Annotated in this window: 17 protein-coding genes; 5 read left to right on the top strand and 12 right to left on the bottom strand. The window is 65.4% G+C overall.

Going from position 1 to position 19,256, the window contains the following annotated elements:
- Together B2V21_RS13855 and cysG are read left to right on the top strand one after the other, a co-directional pair.
- The coding region (locus tag B2V21_RS13855) for an aminoacyl--tRNA ligase-related protein (RefSeq protein ID WP_349681588.1) at positions 1 to 437 on the top strand (437 nt) is incomplete at its 5' end.
- Positions 438 to 1,829 carry a siroheme synthase CysG gene (gene cysG / locus B2V21_RS13850; RefSeq protein WP_056842498.1) on the top strand — a complete coding sequence of 464 codons (1,392 nt, stop codon included), beginning with the start codon at positions 438 to 440 and terminating at the stop codon, positions 1,827 to 1,829.
- Positions 1,830 to 1,843: 14 nt separating this feature from the next.
- On the opposite strand, the gene B2V21_RS13845 is transcribed toward cysG, so the two are convergent.
- From B2V21_RS13845 to B2V21_RS13805, 9 genes are all read right to left on the bottom strand, one after another.
- Positions 1,844 to 2,662: an ABC transporter ATP-binding protein gene (locus B2V21_RS13845; protein ID WP_286917146.1), complete on the bottom strand. Its 819-nt coding sequence runs from the start codon at positions 2,660 to 2,662 to the stop codon at positions 1,844 to 1,846.
- The gene (locus B2V21_RS13840; RefSeq protein WP_286917145.1) at positions 2,659 to 3,705 is read right to left on the bottom strand and encodes a FecCD family ABC transporter permease; all 1,047 of its coding nucleotides are present in this window, start codon (positions 3,703 to 3,705) and stop codon (positions 2,659 to 2,661) included. The genes B2V21_RS13845 and B2V21_RS13840 overlap by 4 nt, the downstream gene beginning before the upstream one ends.
- Positions 3,702 to 4,721 (bottom strand): FecCD family ABC transporter permease, encoded by a 1,020-nt coding sequence (locus tag B2V21_RS13835; RefSeq protein ID WP_286917144.1) that lies wholly within the window; start codon positions 4,719 to 4,721, stop codon positions 3,702 to 3,704. Before B2V21_RS13835 ends, B2V21_RS13840 begins: the two co-directional genes overlap by 4 nt.
- Before the next feature lie 14 nt (positions 4,722 to 4,735).
- The gene (locus tag B2V21_RS13830) at positions 4,736 to 5,629 is read right to left on the bottom strand and encodes an ABC transporter substrate-binding protein (protein ID WP_286917143.1); all 894 of its coding nucleotides are present in this window, start codon (positions 5,627 to 5,629) and stop codon (positions 4,736 to 4,738) included.
- 14 nt (positions 5,630 to 5,643) lie between these two features.
- Positions 5,644 to 7,887, bottom strand: coding sequence for a FepA family TonB-dependent siderophore receptor (locus tag B2V21_RS13825; protein WP_286917142.1), 2,244 nt, complete (start codon positions 7,885 to 7,887; stop codon positions 5,644 to 5,646).
- A gap of 253 nt (positions 7,888 to 8,140) precedes the next feature.
- Positions 8,141 to 8,443, bottom strand: a complete 303-nt coding sequence (locus B2V21_RS13820; RefSeq protein WP_286917141.1) for an RcnB family protein — start codon at positions 8,441 to 8,443, stop codon at positions 8,141 to 8,143.
- 83 nt (positions 8,444 to 8,526) lie between these two features.
- A complete protein-coding gene (locus B2V21_RS13815; protein ID WP_286917140.1) occupies positions 8,527 to 9,708 on the bottom strand; it encodes an acetyl-CoA C-acetyltransferase in 1,182 nt (393 codons plus the stop codon).
- Between the two features lie 181 nt (positions 9,709 to 9,889).
- Complete coding sequence (gene moaA / locus B2V21_RS13810; RefSeq protein WP_134722177.1) at positions 9,890 to 10,894, bottom strand: GTP 3',8-cyclase MoaA; 1,005 nt, start codon at positions 10,892 to 10,894, stop codon at positions 9,890 to 9,892.
- Positions 10,895 to 11,059: 165 nt separating this feature from the next.
- Positions 11,060 to 11,782: a pirin family protein gene (locus tag B2V21_RS13805; RefSeq protein WP_286917139.1), complete on the bottom strand. Its 723-nt coding sequence runs from the start codon at positions 11,780 to 11,782 to the stop codon at positions 11,060 to 11,062.
- A gap of 266 nt (positions 11,783 to 12,048) precedes the next feature.
- Here B2V21_RS13805 and B2V21_RS13800 point away from each other — a divergent pair, with 266 nt between their 5' ends.
- The 3 genes from B2V21_RS13800 (at position 12,049) to B2V21_RS13790 (ending at position 14,162) form a co-directional block, all read left to right on the top strand.
- Positions 12,049 to 12,834, top strand: a complete 786-nt coding sequence (locus B2V21_RS13800) for a sulfite exporter TauE/SafE family protein (protein WP_090357895.1) — start codon at positions 12,049 to 12,051, stop codon at positions 12,832 to 12,834.
- A 99-nt stretch (positions 12,835 to 12,933) separates the two neighbouring features.
- Positions 12,934 to 13,404 (top strand): GNAT family N-acetyltransferase, encoded by a 471-nt coding sequence (locus tag B2V21_RS13795; RefSeq protein ID WP_286917147.1) that lies wholly within the window; start codon positions 12,934 to 12,936, stop codon positions 13,402 to 13,404.
- A gap of 56 nt (positions 13,405 to 13,460) precedes the next feature.
- A complete protein-coding gene (locus tag B2V21_RS13790; RefSeq protein ID WP_286917138.1) occupies positions 13,461 to 14,162 on the top strand; it encodes a dihydrofolate reductase family protein in 702 nt (233 codons plus the stop codon).
- A gap of 15 nt (positions 14,163 to 14,177) precedes the next feature.
- Here the strand turns inward: B2V21_RS13790 and prpF are convergent, their stop codons facing one another.
- The 3 genes from prpF to prpC form a co-directional block, all read right to left on the bottom strand.
- Positions 14,178 to 15,362 (bottom strand): 2-methylaconitate cis-trans isomerase PrpF, encoded by a 1,185-nt coding sequence (gene prpF, locus B2V21_RS13785; RefSeq protein WP_286917137.1) that lies wholly within the window; start codon positions 15,360 to 15,362, stop codon positions 14,178 to 14,180.
- Between the two features lie 10 nt (positions 15,363 to 15,372).
- Entirely contained in the window at positions 15,373 to 17,988 is a 2,616-nt protein-coding gene (gene acnD / locus B2V21_RS13780; RefSeq protein WP_286917136.1) for a Fe/S-dependent 2-methylisocitrate dehydratase AcnD, read from the bottom strand.
- A 127-nt stretch (positions 17,989 to 18,115) separates the two neighbouring features.
- Positions 18,116 to 19,243 carry a bifunctional 2-methylcitrate synthase/citrate synthase gene (prpC, locus tag B2V21_RS13775; protein ID WP_282347640.1) on the bottom strand — a complete coding sequence of 376 codons (1,128 nt, stop codon included), beginning with the start codon at positions 19,241 to 19,243 and terminating at the stop codon, positions 18,116 to 18,118.
- Positions 19,244 to 19,256: the final 13 nt, after the last annotated feature.

Genomic DNA, 19,256 nt, shown 5'->3' with positions numbered 1-19,256 from the left:
AGTTCGACAAGGTCGAGATGGTCCAGGTGGTCGAGCCCTCCAAGTCCATGGAAGCGCTGGAAAGCCTGACTGCCAACGCCGAACGCGTGTTGCAGGCCCTGGAGCTGCCGTACCGCGTCCTGGCGCTGTGCACCGGCGACATGGGTTTCAGCGCCGTGAAGACCTACGACCTGGAAGTCTGGGTGCCGAGCCAGGACAAGTACCGCGAGATTTCCTCGTGTTCCAACACCGGTGATTTCCAGGCGCGCCGCATGCAGGCCCGCTTCCGCAATCCGGAAACCGGCAAGCCTGAACTGGTGCACACCTTGAACGGCTCGGGCCTGGCGGTCGGTCGTACCCTGGTGGCGGTGCTGGAAAACTATCAGCAGGCCGACGGCAGCATCCGCGTGCCCGAGGTTCTCAAGCCTTACATGGGCGGCCTCGAGGTCATCGGCTAAATGGAGTTCCTACCGCTTTTCCACAAACTGCGCGACAGCCAGGTCCTGGTGGTGGGCGGGGGCGAGATCGCCCTGCGCAAGTCGCGCCTGCTGGCCGAAGCGGGCGCGGTGCTGCGGGTGGTTGCGCCGAGCATCGATCCGCAACTGGCCGAGCTGGTGCGCGGCAGCGGCGGACAGATGCTCGACCGAGGCTACCTGAGCCACGACCTGGACGGCTGTCAGCTGGTGATTGCCGCCACCGACGATGAACCGCTCAACGCCCAGGTGTCGGCCGATGCCCGCGCGCGCTGCGTCCCGGTCAACGTGGTCGACGCTCCGGCGCTGTGCACGGTGATCTTCCCAGCCATCGTCGATCGCTCGCCGTTGGTGGTGGCGGTCTCCAGTGGGGGTGACGCGCCCGTGCTGGCCCGTCTGATCCGCGCCAAGCTGGAAACCTGGATTCCCTCGACCTATGGCGAGCTGGCCGGCCTGGCGGCGCGCTTTCGGCAGAAGGTCAAGGCGTTGTACCCGGACGTCACTCAGCGCCGTGCGTTCTGGGAGGAAGTGTTCCAGGGCCCGATCGCCGACCGTCAACTGGCCGGGCAGGGCGCCGAGGCCGAGCGCATGCTGCAGGCCAAGGTCGACGGCGCGCCGCCCCATGCGCCCGGTGAGGTGTACCTGGTGGGCGCGGGGCCGGGCGATCCGGACCTGCTGACCTTTCGCGCGCTGCGCTTGATGCAGCAGGCCGATGTGGTGCTGTACGACCGCCTGGTCGCGCCGGCGATTCTCGATTTGTGCCGCCGCGACGCCGAGCGTGTGTACGTCGGCAAGCGTCGCGCCGAGCACGCCCTGCCGCAGGAACAGATCAACCAGCAGTTGGTGGCGCTGGCCCAGCAGGGCAAGCGTGTGCTGCGCCTCAAAGGCGGCGATCCGTTCATCTTCGGTCGTGGCGGTGAAGAGATCGAAGAGCTCGCCGCTCACGGTATTCCCTTCCAGGTGGTGCCCGGCATCACTGCGGCCAGTGGCTGTGCGGCCTATGCCGGGATTCCGCTGACCCACCGCGACTACGCGCAATCGGTGCGCTTCGTCACCGGGCACCTCAAGAACAACACCAGCGATCTGCCCTGGCACGATCTGGTGTCACCGGGGCAGACGCTGGTGTTCTACATGGGCCTGATCGGTTTGCCGATCATCTGTGAAGAATTGATTCGCCACGGGCGTGGCGCGGATACACCGGCGGCGTTGATCCAGCAGGGCACCACGGTGAACCAGCGGGTGTTCACCGGTACTCTGGCGGATCTGCCACGCATGGTTGCCGAGCATGAGGTACACGCTCCGACCTTGGTGATCGTGGGTGAGGTGGTGGTTCTGCGGGAAAAACTCGCCTGGTTCGACGGCGCGCAATACCGCTGAGCAGGGGCTGCCGATCAACGCCGGCGCACGCCGGCGATGATCGGTGTGCCGCTGTGCGGATCACGCAACAGCTCGCACTTCACGCCGTATAGCCGTTCGATCAATGCCGAGGTCACCACCTCTGCCGGTGGGCCTTCGGCAACGATCCGCCCATCGTGCATGGCCACCAGATGATCGGCGTAGCGGCAGGCGCTGGAAATGTCGTGCACCACCATGACCACGGTCTTGCCGGCGGCGGCGAGGTCGCGGATCAGTTCGAATACTTCAATCTGATGGCCCAGGTCCAGGGCAGACGTCGGCTCGTCAAGCAGGAGCAGTGGTGTGGCCTGGGCGATCGCCATGGCGATCCAGGCGCGTTGCCGCTGGCCGCCGGACATCGACTCCAGAGGGCGGTCGGCCAGCGCTTGCAGGTCGGCGGCCGCCAGCGCGGCCTCGACGATACGCTGGTCGTGCTCGGACCACTGGCGCAGCGGGCCCTGATGGGGTTGTCGACCGAAGCGAATCAGCTCCTGGACCGTCAAACCATCGGGCGCCGAAGCGTCCTGAGGCAACAGGGCCAGGCGCTGGGCGACCTGGCGGGTCGGCAGGCGGGCGATGTCCCGGCCGTCGAGCACTACCGCGCCGTGGGTGGCCCTATGCAGCCGACAGAGCCCGGCGAGCAGGGTCGACTTGCCGCATCCATTGGGGCCGACGATGGCGGTGACCTGATTGCTGGGGACGTCCAGGGAAAGGCGCTCGATCACGGATGTGCGGCCATAGCCCAGGCTCAGGTCCCGCGCGTTCAGGCGGGCAGGTTCAGCGTTGGCATCCAGCAGGGCCGGGTCCAGACTCATGGGGTGCTCCGTACGGGTTGGCGGATCAGGATCCACAGCAGATAGGGGCCGCCGATGACGGCGGTGACGATGCCCACCGGGATCTCCACCGGCGCCAGGACGGTGCGGCCGCTCCAGTCGGCGCAGACCATGAGCAGGGCGCCGGCCAGCCCGGCATTGACGACGGCGACGCCGCGGTGTCCGGACAGGTAGCGCGCCATCTCTGGCGCAGCCAGCGCGATCAGTCCGACTGGCCCGACCACAGCCACGGCCAGGCCGGTCAGCAGGACCGTCAGGGCCAGGGTCAGCAGGCGCACCCGTGCTACGTCGATGCCCAGGCCGCGGGCCACGCTGTCGTTGAAGCGCAGGGTGGCCAGTGCCCGGTTCAGTCCTTTCGCGCACGGAGTCGCCAGCAGCAATGCAATGCCCAGCAGCTGCACCGCCAGCCATGGTCGGGCGCTGAGGCTGCCGACGGTCCAGGGGTAGGCCTGGTTGGCGCTGTCGAGGTCGGTGCGCGCGAGCATCAGGTTGGTCAGCGCGCCGAACACCGCCCCAACGCCAATGCCCACCACGATGAATCGATACCCCCGTGCGCCGCTGCCACCGGCCAGGCCGAAGGCCAGCGCGGCGGCGGTCATGGCGCCGATCAGTGCCAGGGCGGGCGGTGCGAGGCTGGTGGGCACGGCCACGATGGAGGCGACGGCGAACGCCGTGGCACCGTCGTCGATGCCAATCACGCCGGGGGTGGCCAGGCGATTGCGCGCCAGCGTCTGCAACAGGCAGCCGGCGATGCCCAGTGCGGCGCCGGTGAACAGTCCGGCCAGCAGTCGCTCCAGCCGCAGCTCGCGGACCAGGAAAACCTGCATCGGCTCACCGACCCCGAACAGGGCGCGCACTGCAGTGATGGCGTTGATTTCGGCTGAACCGCTGGCCAGACTCAGCGCGCCGGCCAGCACCAAGGCCAGGCTCAGGGTCAGGCCTGCCAGACAGGCGCGCCGGTCGACCAGCACCGACCAGTTGCCGCTGCTCAGCAGCCAGTGGCCTGGAGGGATCAAGCGCTTCACAGGCGCGGCATCCGCTGTCCGCGAACCACGGCGATCAGAATCGGCGCGCCGATGAACGCGGTGATGACCCCGATGGGCAGTTCGTAGGGACGCACGGTCAGGCGCGAAATGATGTCGGCGCTGATCAGTACGCAGGGACCGAGCAATAGTGCCGGCAGCAGCGTGCGGCGGATGTCCGGCCCGACCAGGCGGCGTGCCATGAACGGCACGATCAGGCCGACGAAGCCGATGGGCCCCGCCGCCGCAGTGGCCGTACCCACCAGTATCGCCACGGCAACCAGGGCCCACATACGGGTCAGTTGCGGATGGTGGCCTAGCCCGGCGGCCACGCGCTCGCCCAAGGCCAGGCTGGCCAGTGGCCGAATGGCCGGAAGCAACAGCAGCAATCCGCCGATCACACCGGGCAGGCTCCAGAGCAGGGTGTCGCCGGAGCGACCGGCGAGGGCGCCGATGACCCAGAAGCGGATCTCGTCGGCACTGCGCTGATCGTGCAGCAGGATCAGCGAAGTCAAGGCCGCCAGCAGGCTGCTGAACGCCGCGCCTGCCAGTACCAGCCGCACCGGGTCGTCGCCCAGGCTGCCGACGCGGCTGACCAGCAGCACCAGCGCACAGCCCACCAGCGAGCCGCCAACGGCAACGCCGAGGTTGACCGTGGCCGAGCTCGCGCCCAGAGCGACGGCGATCACCACGGCCAGCGAAGCACCGGCACTGACGCCGAGCATGCCGGGCTCAGCCAGGGGGTTGCGCGTGGTCGCCTGCAGCACGAGGCCCGCCGCACCCAGCGCGGTACCGACCAGCAGGCCGAGCAGGGTTCGCGGCCAACGCAGTTGGAACAGCACGAAGCGCTCCTCGCTGCTGCCTTGGCCCAACAAGGTGGACAGCGCACGCCAGGGTCCGGTGTCGCCCGCCCCCAACAGCAGGCTCGCCAGCATGACGAGCGCCAGCAGGGCGACACAGCGATACACCCTCCAGCGGTAGCGGTTGACCAGGGTCGGCGCGGGCAGGGTGTGGGTCATGAACAGGACCGGGCTCAGGGCGCGAGGATGCGCTGCAGGTCGTCCAGCACCTGGTGCGCGGCCAATGGCCCCGAGCCGCTGGCCCAGACCTGACCGTCGACGGTCGCCACATGGTTCTGCCGCACGGCGTGCAGACGCGTGAACGCCGGTTGCTGGCGTGCCGCTTCCAGGGCGCTGGCACCGTCGGCATTCAGACTGGCGACGAACAGCCAGTCGGCGTCGATCCGGCTCAGGTTTTCCAGGCTGAGGACATCGCTGTGCGGCCCTTTCAGACCGTTGGCCAGTTCGGTGGTCTGCAATCCGACCTTGTGCAGCAACTGCCCGACGAAGATCCGGCCGGACATGGCGATCGGGCCTTGTGGGTTCCAGCGCACCACAGAGACTCGCTGTTCGGCGGGCAGACGCGCCTTGAGCTCGGCGGCGCGCTGGTCGATGGCGGCGAGCACCTGCTGGCCTTGCGCCTGACGATCTAGGGCCAGCGCATAGAACGCGGTGGTGGCCTGCCAGTCGTTCATGCTCGAGTTCTTCGACGCCACGGTCGGCGCGATGCGGCTATAGGTGGCGAACAGTTCCTGACTGACGCCGGCAGGCGCCAGGATCAGGTCGGGCGCCAGCTTGAGGATGGCCTCCAGATTCGGCGCCCGCGCCGTACCGACGATCTGTGGCTGGCCGGCGCGTTCCTGCAGGTAGGCCGAGACCTGATCGCTGCCGCGGGTCGAAACGGTACCCACCGGTTGCACGCCAACCGCCAGCGCGGCGTCCAGGCTGCTCTCGTCGAGAGTGATCACCCGGGTGGGCGAGCCTTGCAGGGTGACGGGCCCATAGGGCGTGTCGAGGGTGCGTGGTGCGGCCAGCGCCCAGGTGCTGGCGAGCAGGATGCAGAGCGCGAGGCAAAGGGGCTTGAGCATGGTTCAGATCCTTCTTAGAACGAGGTGGTGACGGACGCGAAGTAGGCGCGTCCGGGTTCGTTGTAGGTCTGGGCGCCGGCCGAACTGGCGCCGCCTTCACGGTACTGGCGCTTGTCGAACAGGTTGTTCACACCGACCCGCACACTCAAATGTTCGTTGAACGCATAGCCGCTGCTCAGCCCGGCAATCGCGTAGGGAGCGACGTCTTTCTGGGCCAGGTCGTCGTAGACCGCACCGGTACGGGTATTGAGCGATGGCGCTTCCTGCTTGCCGAACCAGGTAGCGTTGGCCTGGAACGACAGTTTTTCGCTGGCCTGCCAGTCCAGAGTGGTGTTGAGGGTGTACTTGGGGATCACGCTGAGCGGCTCCCCGGTATCACGGTTCTCGGACTCGATCATGTAGGTCAGGTTGGTGTTCCAGTCCAGCTCGGGGGTGAGGGTGATGAACAGGTTGCCTTCCACGCCCTCGACCACCGCCTTGCCCGAGTTCTCCCATTGCAGCACGCGGGCGCCACTGTTCAGGCGGTAGAGCGGGTCGATCCCGCCAACGATCTTGTTCTTGTAGTCATTGCGGAAGTACGTCGCGCTGGTGCGCCAGGTGCCCTTGTCGTAAGCCAGCCCCAGCTCCTTGTTGACGCTGATTTCGGGCACCAGGTTTTCATTGCCCACCAGGTAGCAGCCGCCGTTGTTGGTCTGGGCGATGCTGCAACCCTGGCCACGGCTGTACAGCAGGTAGTTGGGGTTGGACTGGTAGAGGTTGGGCGCCTTGTAGGCACGCGCGATGCCGCCCTTGAGGGTCAGATCGTCGGTCAGCTTGTGCGAGGCGTTCAGGCTGGGGCTGAAGTTGTCGCCGAAGGTCTCGTGGTGGTCGTAGCGCAGGCCCGGAGTGACGATGGTATCGGGCGTCGCCTCGATGTTGTCTTCCACGAACACGGCGAAACTGCGCGCGGTGATCTTGTCGGTGCTGCGGTCCACGCCCAGGGCGCCTGCGGCACCGCCATTGCCGTCGAACGATTGCGAACTGAGGGCGCCAGGGTCGCTCATCGACTCGTACAGGTACTCACCGCCCAGGGTGAGGACCTGCTCTGCGCCCCAGCTCAGGGGCAGGTTGACCTCGCTCGCCGCGCGGGTGTTGCGCAACCGTGATTCGAAGCGTCCGGAGCCGTTGGGCGCGCCCTCCGGGCCACCGGCGAGGCCTTCGCGCAGGCGGTTGTTGCGGGTGAAGTCATGGGTCAGGGAAGACTGGCTGCTGCCCCACTCATAGTCGCCGTGGTGGGTGATGCCGAAGCTCGAGCGGTGCAGTACGTTGCTCTCCTTGCCCAGCTGGCTGTTGACGAAGTCGCTGCCGACGTTGTTCATCGTGTCACCGGTGTAGATATTGCCCTGGCGACTGTAGCTGGCTTCCAGGTCCACGGTGTTCTCGGGGTCGAGCTTCCAGCTCAGCAGGCCGTTGACGTCCTTGTTGCGTACGCCTTCGCGACCGGCGACCAGCGAGCCGGGATCGGCCTGGTAGCTGCTGTTGATGTCGGCGTCGTCGGCATCGGTCTTGTTCGCGCTGCCATACACACGGAAGATCAGATCATCGGTCAGCGGTCCGCTGAGGTTGAAGTTGGCCCGCTTGCCGGCGCCCTCGGCGCTGTCTTCGGGTTGCAGGGCGTAGACGGTCATCGACCCGTGCAATTCGTCGGTCGGCCGTTTGGTGATGATGTTGACCACACCGCCCATGGCCCCGGAGCCATAGCGCGCTGCGGCCGGACCCCGGAGGATCTCGACGCGTTCGACTTCCTCGGCCGGTACCCAGTTGGTTTCGCCACGGGTGTCGCGGTCGCCGTTCCAGCCGTAGCGCACGGCATTGCGCGACGAGGACGGCTTGCCGTCGATGAGGATCAGGGTGTTCTCAGGGCCCATGCCGCGCAGGTCGATCTGGCGGTTGTTGCCGCGGTTGCCGCTGGCGCTGTTGCCGGTCAGGTTGACACCCGGCTCGCGACGAATGATTTCCGACAGGTCGTTGGTGGGCGGGCGCTTCTTGATGTCCTCGGCGGTGATGATCGACACCCCGGGTGCCTGCTTGAGCTCCTGCGCGGCGGTTCCCAGAATCCGGGTTTCCTCGAGCTGCAAGGCCTGCTCACTGCCATCCACGGGCAGGTCGGTAGGTTGAACCGGGATACGCTGGGAATTCGTGGATGCCGATTCGGCAAAAGTCGGGGGTGCAAGCGCGGCCAGCAAGGCGACGGACAGGTGGCTCAGGTTCAAGCGCATCGGGGCTCTCCAGCAATTCAGTGGCGTGACGAGAGCGACCGGGAAGGGGAAGAGCTATGGAGCAGCCATGGTCCGGAGCGCTCGACACGAGGTGCGAGCGCAGATGATAGGTTTTCGCATTTGAGAGTAAAGCGCATTTACAATCTATACAGTTTGTCTGTAACTAGATGTAAATGACGCTGCAAAGCGCTTGATCGAGGCTTCGACGATGTGGTTGCCGACACACCGGTTGCACCGATAATCGCTGCCGCGTCTATTTTGGAATGGGTTGAACGTCCTGAATCACGGCATTGCCACGCCTGATCAGCACAAAGTTGTCGCCCATCTGCACCCATTGGCTGTCGATATCCGGTTGCTTCAGACCGGCAGCCTTCCAGCCCGTGAAGGCCGATTCAGGGAGGGCATAGTTGGGCGGAACACGGTCGCCTTTGCTCAGCGAAACCATCTGCGCACCGGTGCCGGGCGCTTGCAGGACTTCGATGGCGAAGGTGGCGGTCGACGCAGCCGTCAACAGTGCGCCCGTGATGCACAGCGAAGCGAATAGGGTGCGGCTCATCGGCAGAGCTCCTGAATAAGTGGCGGTGAGCCATTGTCGCCCCATTCACCACGCACGGCCAGTGCGCGGCGAGGGAGCACGGGTCAGTCTCGAGCCAGGGCCAGGGCAACGCCTTGGCCACCACCGATGCACAGGGTTGCCAGACCCTTGCGGGCGTCGCGGCGCAGCATCTCGTGCAGCAAGGTCACCAGAACCCGGCAACCCGAAGCACCGATCGGGTGACCCAGGGCTATGGCACCGCCATTGACGTTGACCTTGCTCGCGTCCCACCCCAGGACCTGGCCCACCGACAGCGCCTGGGCGGCAAAGGCTTCGTTGGCCTCGATCAGGTCCAGTTGATCCAGGCTCCAGCCGGCCTTTTCCAGGCAGCGGCGCGTCGCCGACACCGGGGCGATACCCATCACCGCCGGATCCACGCCGGCATTGGCGTAGGCGGCGATGCGCGCCAGTACCGGCAGGCCCAGCGCTTGCGCCTTGGCCGCACTCATCAGCAGGACCGCGGCGGCGCCGTCGTTGAGGGACGACGCATTGCCAGCCGTCACGCTGCCATCGGGCTTGAAGGCGGGCTTGAGCTTGCCCAAGGTTTGCGCGGTGGTGCCGGCGCGGGGCTGCTCGTCGATCGTGAAGGGCAGGGGGTCGCCCTTGCGCTGCGGGACGTCGATGGGCGTGATCTCGGCGGTGAAGCGACCTGCCTCGATGGCCGCCACGGCCTTTTGCTGGGACTGCGCTGCGAAGGCATCCTGCGCTTCTCGGCTGATGCCGTACTGTTCGGCGAGGTTCTCCGCGGTGATGCCCATGTGGTAGTCGTTGAAGGCATCCCACAGGCCGTCCTTGATCATGCTGTCGACCAAGGGTGCGTTGCCCATGCGCAGCCCGGTACGGGCCGCTGGCAATACGTAGGGCGCCAGGCTCATGTTTTCCATGCCACCGGCAATCACCACCTCGGCATCGCCGCAACGGATGGCCTGGGTCGCCAGGTGCACGGCCTTGAGCCCCGAACCGCAGACCTTGTTCAGGGTCATGGCCGGTACCGCGCTGGGCAGCCCGGCAAACAGGGCCGCCTGACGCGCCGGGTTCTGCCCGGCACCGGCCGTGAGCACCTGCCCCAGAATCACTTCGTCGACCTGCGCTGGGTCCAGGCCGGTCTGTGCAAGCAGTCGGCGAATCACCGCAGCGCCCAGCTCGGCGGCGGGCACGCTTGCCAGTGAACCCTGAAAACTGCCTACGGCCGTGCGTGTGGCGGCTACGATAACGACGTCTTGCATGGAGGAGTCCTCGGTAGGTGGGCCGGTGGCCTTGTTCTTGTGGGGCGCGGACAGCGCACGACGTACCGGAAATACAGCGACGGCACAGGGCGATTGTCGGCCCTGTGCACTGATTTGATAAGTTGCATTTTCAAACGGGTTGATAAGCAAAGCGGAACAATGACGAAGACGGACGCCGCGATCAACCGCCGGTCATGTTCATGAAACGCACCACCTGCACGTCGTCGTCCAGGCGGAAATTGTGGCTCCATGGCTTGAGCTGCATGGCCTTGATGATTGCCTGTTCGAGCACTTCCGGCTGGCCGGGATGCTCGCGCAGCACCTGCTTGAGGTCTGCCGAGTGCTCGTTCCCCAGGCACAGCAGCAGCCGGCCTTCGACAGTCAGGCGCACTCGGTTGCAGGTCGCGCAGAAATTGTGGCTGTGCGGCGAGATGAAGCCGATCCGAGTGCCCGGCGCCTGAGGAATGCGCCAGTAGCGCGACGGGCCTTGGGTGGAATCCGTGGACGGCAGCAATTCGTAGCGTTCGGCGAGCCGTGCGCGGACCTGCTCGCTGGAGTAGAAGGCCTCGGCGCGGCTGTGCTCGCTGATCGCACCCAGGGGCATTTCCTCGATGAAGGAAATGTCCAGGCCGCGCTCGATGGCAAAGGCCACCAGATCGACGACTTCGTCATCGTTGCGGCCCTGCATGACCACGCAGTTGAGCTTGGTATGGCGGAAACCGGCAGCATTGGCCGCGTCGATGCCAGCGATCACCTTGTTCAGGTCGCCGGTACGGGTGAGTTCGCGGAAACGTGCCGGATCGAGGCTGTCCAGGCTGATGTTCAAGCGCTTGAGGCCGGCGTCGAACAACGGCTGGGCCAAGGTCGCCAGCTGCGAGCCGTTGGTGGTCATGCACAGTTCCTGAAGGCCGGGCAGGGCGGCGATGCGTCGGCACAGATCGACGATGCCCGAACGCACCAGGGGTTCGCCCCCGGTCAGGCGGATCTTGCGCGTGCCCAGGGCGACGAAGCTGGCGGCCACCTGTTCGAGCTCTTCGAGGCTGAGGATCTGTTTGCGCGGCAGAAACGTCATGTCTTCGGCCATGCAGTACACGCAGCGGAAATCACAGCGGTCAGTAACCGACAGTCTCAGGTAATCGACTTTGCGGGCGAAGCCATCGTGCAGGGTGCGCTCAGGGGTGTGCATCAGGGGTACCAATAAAGGGCATGATCATTTCGACTGCCAACGCCGCACAGGCGTTGCAAAAAAAATGCAGACCTTGAAGGTACGCGCCACACCGGGGTCAAGCCAATCGCTTTTTTCAATGCGCCCATCGACAAGGTCGATGAGCGCCCCCGGTGCGGATACCGATCAGGGCATCTGCGGCAGCTCGTTCGGGCGCAGGTCGAACACCAGCACCTCGGCATCGACACCCTTGGCCAACTGCAGCACGGTTTCCCGCCGCAGGCGCACGCCATCCCCTTCGGTCAGACGCTGGCCGTTGAGTTCGACACTGCCGGTGGCCACGTGGACATAGGCGTAGCGGTTAGCCGCAAGTGTCAGCGTGGCCTGTTCCTCGCCATCGAACAACCCAGCATACACCCGCGCATCCTGGCGGACATGCAACGAGCCTTCGGCGCCATCGGGCGAGATGATCAGCTGCAGGCGACCGCGTTTCTGCTCGGCGGAAAAGTGCTCCTGCTGATAGCGCGGCTTGGCGCCTGCCACTTCGGGCACGATCCAGATCTGCAGAAAATGCACGGGATCGACGTCGCTGTGGTTGAACTCGCTGTGGGCGACGCCGTGGCCGGCGCTCATCAGCTGCACATCGCCGGGGCGAATCACCGAGCCGGTACCCAGGGTGTCCTTGTGCGCCAGTGCGCCTTCCAGCACGTAGGAGAAGATCTCCATGTCGCGGTGCGGGTGCTGACCGAAGCCCTTGCCGGCGCTGACGCGGTCGTCGTTGATCACCAGCAGGTCGGAGAAGCCCTGTTCCTGAGGGTTGCGGTAATGCCCGAAGGAAAAGGTATGGAAGGATTGCAGCCAGCCGTGGTTGGCGATACCGCGATCCGAGGCTTTGCGAAGTGCGAGCATGACGTTCTCCCGAGTGAAGGTGCCCAGCGGCGGGAATGCTGTGCGATGGATCAAGAGTATGCGTTCTTCGCAAGAGGATAAATCCGTCGAAGCGGTCAGGACTGTCGCGCTGAAGTTGACAGTGAACTGTGGTGCACTTCCTGACGCCTGTGGGAGGCCGGTTATAAGCTAATGCTGCATAGTTATAAATGGCTATAACAGAAGTTGATATCCTGCCGCCCGGCTACCGCTCCCGCGATGCTGAATCTGATGTGTAGGACGTAAGAATGGAAGTAGGTACCTGGGGTTTCACCATTGCCGGATTGGTCGTGGGCTTCATCGTCGGAATGACGGGCGTCGGCGGCGGCTCACTGATGACGCCGATTCTGCTCTGGTTTGGCATCAATCCAGCCACGGCGGTCGGCACCGATCTGTTGTACGCGGCCATCACCAAGGCCAGTGGCGTCTGGGTCCATGGACGCAACAAGAACATCGACTGGAAGATCACCGGCTGGCTGGCGCTGGGCAGCGTGCCCGCAGCAGCGTTCGTGCTCTGGTACCTGAAAAGCCTGAATGCCGAGCCGCAGGCCATGGGCGTGGTGATCAAGCAGGCGCTGGCGGTCGTGCTGTTCCTGACGGCGTTGGCGATCCTGTTCAAGAAACGCCTGCAAGCCTTGGCCAGCCGCCATGCCGGGGATCGCTACAACCTCAGCCCGAACACCCTCAACGCGCTCACCGTGGTGACCGGCGTCGTGCTCGGAGTGATGGTCTCGCTGACCTCGATCGGCGCCGGTGCCTTGGGGACAGTAGCGTTGTTCATGCTGTATCCGTTCCTGGCGACCCGGCGCCTGGTGGGCACCGAAATCGCCCATGCCGTGCCATTGACTCTGGTCGCGGGCATGGGGCATGCCAGCATGGGTAACATGGACTGGTCATTGCTCGGGCATTTGCTGCTCGGCTCGCTGCCGGGGATCTACCTGGGCAGCCATCTGTCCGGGCGGGTTTCGGACGATATCCTGCGGCCCTGCCTGGCGGTGATGCTGCTGTTGATCGGTTACAAGCTTGCGTTCTGAGCTCACTGACGCAGGCCTATGGAGAGGACAGACACAGTGAACGTCATCGACATCCGTCCGGCAGCGCCGGACCAGGTACCCGTGATCCTCGACTACGTCATGGCCGCGCGAGCCTCGATCTTCCCGCAGCTGGACGCCACCCAGGTGCCGGACGATCTGGCCCGCTTTGACGAGGTGTACCTGGGTTCGGATCAGGGCTGTTTTCTGCTCGCCTGGCAGGAGGGTCGCATCGTCGGCGCCATCGGCTACCTGCCCTATGACCAGCGTTTCAGCCAGCTGCGGCTACCGGCCACTGACATCGTCGAGGTGGTCAGGCTGTTCGTCTCGCCGAGCTGCCGGGGTGCCGGGGTTGCCAAGGCGCTGTACGCAGCGCTGCTGGCGCAGGCGCGTCAGGCTGGCGTGGCTACGTTGTATTTGCACACCCATCCGTTCCTGCCCGGAGCGATCGCGTTCTGGCAGAAACAGGGCTTCGAGGTGATCGACGTCGAGTCCGATCCCGTCTGGCAGACGACGCACATGCGCCTCGATCTTGGGGCGGCGTCGAGCAGGTCCACGCTCGCTTCAAGCTGAACCAACGGCCATGGGCGCCGGTCGGTGATAGACACACCGACAGCCAAGGAGCTCCCATGAAGCCCTATGTAATCTGCCACATGATGTCCTCCGTCGACGGTCATGCCCTCACCGACGGCTGGGCCCGGCCGTTCAAGAACGCCGCCGGCGAGCTGTACGAGCGCTTGGCCAAACAGTTCGATTTCGACGCCTGGGCCTGCGGGCGCGTGACGATGCAGGAAATCGCTCACGACGAGGGGTATCCGTCCGGCCTGGCCAAGGGGCGGATCGAGCGGACGCACCATTTTGCCGATCGCTCGGCCAGTGCCTACGCCATTTCCATCGACCCCCAGGGCAAGGTCGGCTGGAAGTCCAACACGGCGTTGGATTCACACATCGTCGAAGTGCTCACCGAAGCGGTCAGCGACGACTATTTGGCCTATCTGCAATCGATACAGGTGTCTTACATCTTCGCCGGCAAGGACTCCCTCGACCTGCATCAGGTGGTGGACATCCTCCGCCGGGAATTGGGCATCAAGCGCCTGGTCGTCGAAGGTGGTCCCCACGTCAGTGGCTCGTTCGTCAACGCCGGGCTGGTCGACGAGATCAGTCTCCTGCTGTTGCCGTTGGTGGATGGCCGGGGCGAGCATCCGGCGTCGTTCGAGATCGATGCCAAGCAGTGGCAGCAGCCGACCTACCTGACCCTCGACAGCGCCGAGGTACAAGAGGGCGGCGCGGTGTGGCTGCGTTACCGGCAGCAGGAGCAGCCCACCGCCTGAGTTCCTGACACAGGTTCAAGCGAGGGTCCGCACGGGCACCCTGACCCAGCCTTCCATCAGGACCCGCGCGCTGCGGCTCATGATCGCCTTGGTGACTTGCCATTGGCCATCCAGCTGGGCGGCTTCGGCGCCCACGCGCAGGGTTCCCGAGGGATGGCCGAAGCACACCGTACTGCGCAAGCCACCGCCCGCCGCGCGGTTGACCACGGTCCCGGGAATCGCTGCGGCGGTGCCGATGGCGACCGCGGCGGTGCCCATCATGGCGTGGTGCAGCTTGCCCATCGACATGGCCCGAACCGTCAGATCGATATCGGCAGCTGTCACCGGCTTGCCGCTGGAAGCGACGTAGTCGGCTGGGGGCGCGACGAAGGCGACCTTGGGCGTGTGCTGTCGGGTTTGCGCCTCTTCCAGACGCTGGATCAAGCCCATGCGCAATGCCCCGTGAGCGCGGATCGTCTCGAAGCGCGCGAGCGCCTGAGGGTCGCCGTTGATCGCGTCCTGCAACTCGCAGCCGCTGTACCCTAATGCGGCGGCATCGATGAAGATCGTCGGGATGCCGGCATTGATCATCGTCGCCTCGAACCGACCCACGCCGGGTACTTCCAGCTCGTCGATCAGGTGCCCGGTGGGAAACATGGCTCCGGCCGCGCCGTCGGCCTCGGCGGCCGGATCGAGAAACTCGAGCTGCACTTCGGCGGCCGGGAAGGTCACACCGTCCAGTTCGAAATCACCGGTCTCCTGAACCTCGCCGCCGCTCATGGGCACATGGGCAATGATGGTCTTGCCGATGTTCGCCTGCCATACGCGCACCGTGGCGATGCCGTCGTGGGGCACGCGGGCGGGATCGATCAGGCCCTGAGCGATGGCGAACGGACCGACCGCTGCCGACAGGTTGCCGCAGTTGCCGCTCCAGTCGACGAAGGCGCTGTCGATGGAGACCTGACCGAACAGGTAGTCGATGTCATGCCCCGGCTGGCTGCTGGGACTGACGATCACCGTCTTGCTGGTGCTCGACGTGGCGCCGCCCATGCCGTCGATCTGCTTGCCGTAGGGGTCGGGGCTGCCGATCACCCGCAACAGCAGGGCGTCGCGCGCCGGACCGGGCAGACGCGCCGCTTCGGGCAGGTCGGCGAGCTTGAAGAACACGCCTTTGCTGGTGCCACCGCGCAGGTAGGTGGCGGGGATGCGAAGCTGGGTCATAAGGCAATCCTCAGTAGGCGTCGGCCGCGGCGTGGGTGGGTGCAGTCGCCTGCAGGAAGTCCTGGGCGAAGCGTTGCAGCACGCCGCCGGCTTCGTAGATCGAGACTTCTTCGGCGGTGTCCAGGCGGCAGGTGACCGGCACCTGCACGCGCTCGCCGTTGCGCCGTTCGATGATCAGGGTCAGCCGCGCCTGGGGCGTCAACCGGCCGACCACATCGAACACCTCGGTGCCATCGATGCCCAGGGTCTTGCGGTCCGTGCCCGCGTCGAACTGCAACGGCAGTACGCCCATTCCCACCAGGTTGGTGCGGTGGATACGCTCGAAGCCCTCGGCGGCGATCGCTTCCACCCCGGCCAGACGAACACCCTTGGCCGCCCAGTCCCGTGAGGAACCCTGGCCATAGTCTGCCCCGGCGATGATGATCAGCGGCTGCTTGCGCTGCATGTAGGTCTCGATGGCTTCCCACATGCGCATGACCTGGCCTTCGGGTTCCAGGCGCGCGAGCGAGCCCTGGCGGACCTTGCCGTTGTCCACCACCATTTCGTTGAACAGCTTGGGGTTGGCGAACGTCGCCCGTTGCGCGGTCAGGTGATCGCCGCGGTGGGTGGCGTAGGAGTTGAAGTCTTCTTCGGGCAGGCCCATTTTCGCCAGGTATTCACCGGCGGCGCTGTCGAGCATGATCGCGTTGGACGGCGACAGGTGATCGGTAGTGATGTTGTCCGGCAGCACCGCCAGCGGGCGCATGCCCTTGAGCGTGCGCTCGCCGGCCAGGGCGCCTTCCCAGTACGGCGGACGACGGATGTAGGTGCTCGCCGGGCGCCAGTCATACAGCGGCGCGACTTTCGGTCCGTGGTCCTCGTGCACGGCGAACATGGGGATGTACACCTGGCGGAACTGCTCGGGTTTCACCGACGATTTGACCACTGCGTTGACTTCCTCGTCGCTGGGCCAGATGTCCTTGAGGCGGATGGGCTGACCCTGCGGGTCGAGGCCGAGCACGTCTTTTTCGATGTCGAAACGAATGGTGCCGGCAATCGCATAGGCCACCACCAGCGGCGGCGAGGCCAGGAAGGCCTGACGGGCATAGGGGTGGATACGTCCGTCGAAATTGCGATTGCCCGAGAGCACCGCAGTGGCATACAGGTCGCGCTCGATGATCTCTTGCTGGATCACCGGGTCGAGCGCGCCGGACATGCCGTTGCAGGTGGTGCACGCGAAGGCGACGATGCCGAAGCCCAGGGTCTCCAGTTCCTCGGTCAGCCCAGCTTCGTCCAGGTACAGGGCCACGGTTTTCGAGCCCGGTGCCAGGGACGATTTGACCCAGGGCTTGCGGGTCAGGCCCAGGCGGTTGGCATTGCGCGCCAGCAACCCGGCAGCGATGACGTTGCGTGGGTTGCTGGTGTTGGTGCAACTGGTGATGGCGGCGATGATCACCGCACCGTCCGGCATCTGCCCGGGCACTTCGCTCCAGGGGCCGGCGATGCCCTGGGCCGTCAAGTCGCTGGTCGCGATTCGCGCGTGCGGGTTGCTCGGCCCGGCCATGTTGCGTACGACGCCGGACAGATCGAAGCTCAGGTCGCGCTCATAGACAGCGTCGTCCAGGCTGTCGGCCCACAGGCCGGTAAGGCGCGCGTAGTCCTCGACCAGTTGCACCTGCTGCTCTTCGCGGCCGGTGAGGCGCAGGTAGTCGATGGTCTGCTGGTCGATCGCGAACATCGCCGCCGTGGCGCCGTACTCCGGGGCCATGTTGGAGAGGGTGGCGCGGTCGCCCAGGGTCAGGGCGCGTGCGCCTTCACCGAAGAACTCCAGGTACGCACCCACCACTTTCTGCTGACGCAGGTACTGGGTCAGGGACAGCACCATGTCGGTGGCGGTGATGCCCGGCTGCAATTGGCCAGTCAGCTTGACCCCGACAATTTCGGGCAGGCGCATCCACGACGCGCGACCGAGCATGACGCTTTCGGCTTCGAGCCCGCCCACGCCGATGGCCACCACGCCCAGCGCGTCGACATGGGGGGTATGGCTGTCGGTGCCAACGCAGGTGTCGGGGAAGGCCACGCCTTCGCGGACCTGGATCACCGGCGACATTTTCTCCAGGTTGATCTGGTGCATGATGCCGTTGCCCGGCGGAATGACGTCGACGTTCTTGAACGCCTTGCGCGTCCAGTCGATGAAGTGGAAGCGGTCTTCATTGCGACGGTCCTCGATGGCGCGGTTTTTCTCGAACGCCTGCGGATCGAAGCCGGCGCTTTCCACGGCCAGCGAATGGTCGACGATCAGCTGCGTCGGGACCACCGGATTGACCAGCGCCGGGTCACCGCCCTGTGAGGCGATGGCGTCACGCAGGCCGGCCAGGTCGACCAGGGCGGTCTGGCCGAGGATGTCGTGGCACACCACTCGCGCCGGGTACCAGGGGAAGTCCAGGTCACGCTTGCGTTCGATCAGCTGGCGCAGGGAGGCGTCCAGAGTGGCGGGGTCGCAACGGCGCACCAGGTTTTCCGCCAGTACGCGGGAGGTGTAGGGCAGGGTGGCGTAGGCGCCGGGCTGGAGGGCTTCGACGGCTTCTTGGGCGTCGTAATAGTCCAGCGGCGAGTTGGGTAATGACTTGCGGTGTTGTGTGTTCATCAGGTCGGCTCACGGTGCAAGGCATGGCAGAAGTTCGGCGGGGCGGCCTTCGCGGGCAGAGCCCGCTCCCACAAAAAGCATCCCTTTGCTCACAGGGGCAAGGATGGGCGGGGCGGGCTACGAGCCTTTAGCGGCGATCCAGGGGTACGAACGCACGCTGCTCCACGCCGACGTATTCGGCGCTGGGGCGAATGATTCGATTGTTAGCCCGCTGTTCGAACACATGGGCTGCCCAGCCGGTCACCCGAGAGCAGACGAAGATCGGCGTAAACAGCTCGGTCGCGATGCCCATGAAGTGGTACGCCGAGGCGTGGTAGAAGTCGGCGTTGGGAAACAGCTTCTTCTGCTCCCACATGGTCTTGTCGATGGCTTCGGAGACGGGGTAGAGGACCTTGTCACCGGCTTCGTCGGACAGCTTCTTCGCCCAGCCCTTGATCACTTCGTTGCGCGGGTCGTTGTCTTTGTACACGGCATGGCCGAAGCCCATGATCTTGTCCTTGCGCTCGAGCATGGCCAAGGTGCCGCGCACCGCTTCTTCGGGCGACGCAAACTTCTGGATCATGGCCATGGCCGCTTCGTTGGCACCGCCGTGCAGGGGGCCGCGCAACGAGCCGATGGCTGCGGTCACGCACGAATACATGTCCGACAGGGTCGAGGCGCAGACGCGGGCGGTGAAGGTCGAAGCGTTGAATTCATGCTCGGCGTAGAGGATCAGCGAGACGTCCATCACCTTGCTGTGCAGTTCACTCGGTGACTTGCCATGCAGCAGGTACAGGAAGTGCCCGGCGAAGGTGTCTTCATCGCTGGTGCAACTGATGCGCACGCCGTGGTGGCTGTAGCGATACCAGTAGCACATGATCGCCGGAAAGGCCGCCAGCAGGCGGTCGGTGACGTGTTCCTGCTGACCGAAGTTGCGCTCCGGTTCCAGCGTGCCGAGGAAGGAGCAACCGGTGCGCATCACGTCCATCGGATGGGTGCTGGACGGAATGCGTTCGAGCACTTCCTTGAGCGGCTGCGGCAAGTCGCGCAGGCTGCGCAGTTTGCCCTGGTAGGCAGCCAGCTCGTCGTGGGTGGGCAGCTCGCCGTGCAGCAGCAGGTAGGCGACTTCTTCGAACAGCGCGTGTTCGGCCAGTTCGCGCACGTCATAGCCGCGATAGGTCAGCCCTGCGCCGGGCATGCCGACGGTCGACAGCGCGGTTTGTCCGGCCACTTGGCCACGCAGGCCAGCGCCACTGAGTACTTTTGCTTCGGCCATGGTTTTCTCCGAT

Source organism: Pseudomonas sp. UBA6276 (genome assembly GCF_002438365.1).
GTDB classification, from domain to species: domain Bacteria; phylum Pseudomonadota; class Gammaproteobacteria; order Pseudomonadales; family Pseudomonadaceae; genus Aquipseudomonas; species Aquipseudomonas coleopterorum.
This window is presented reverse-complemented; position numbering and strand designations above follow the sequence as displayed.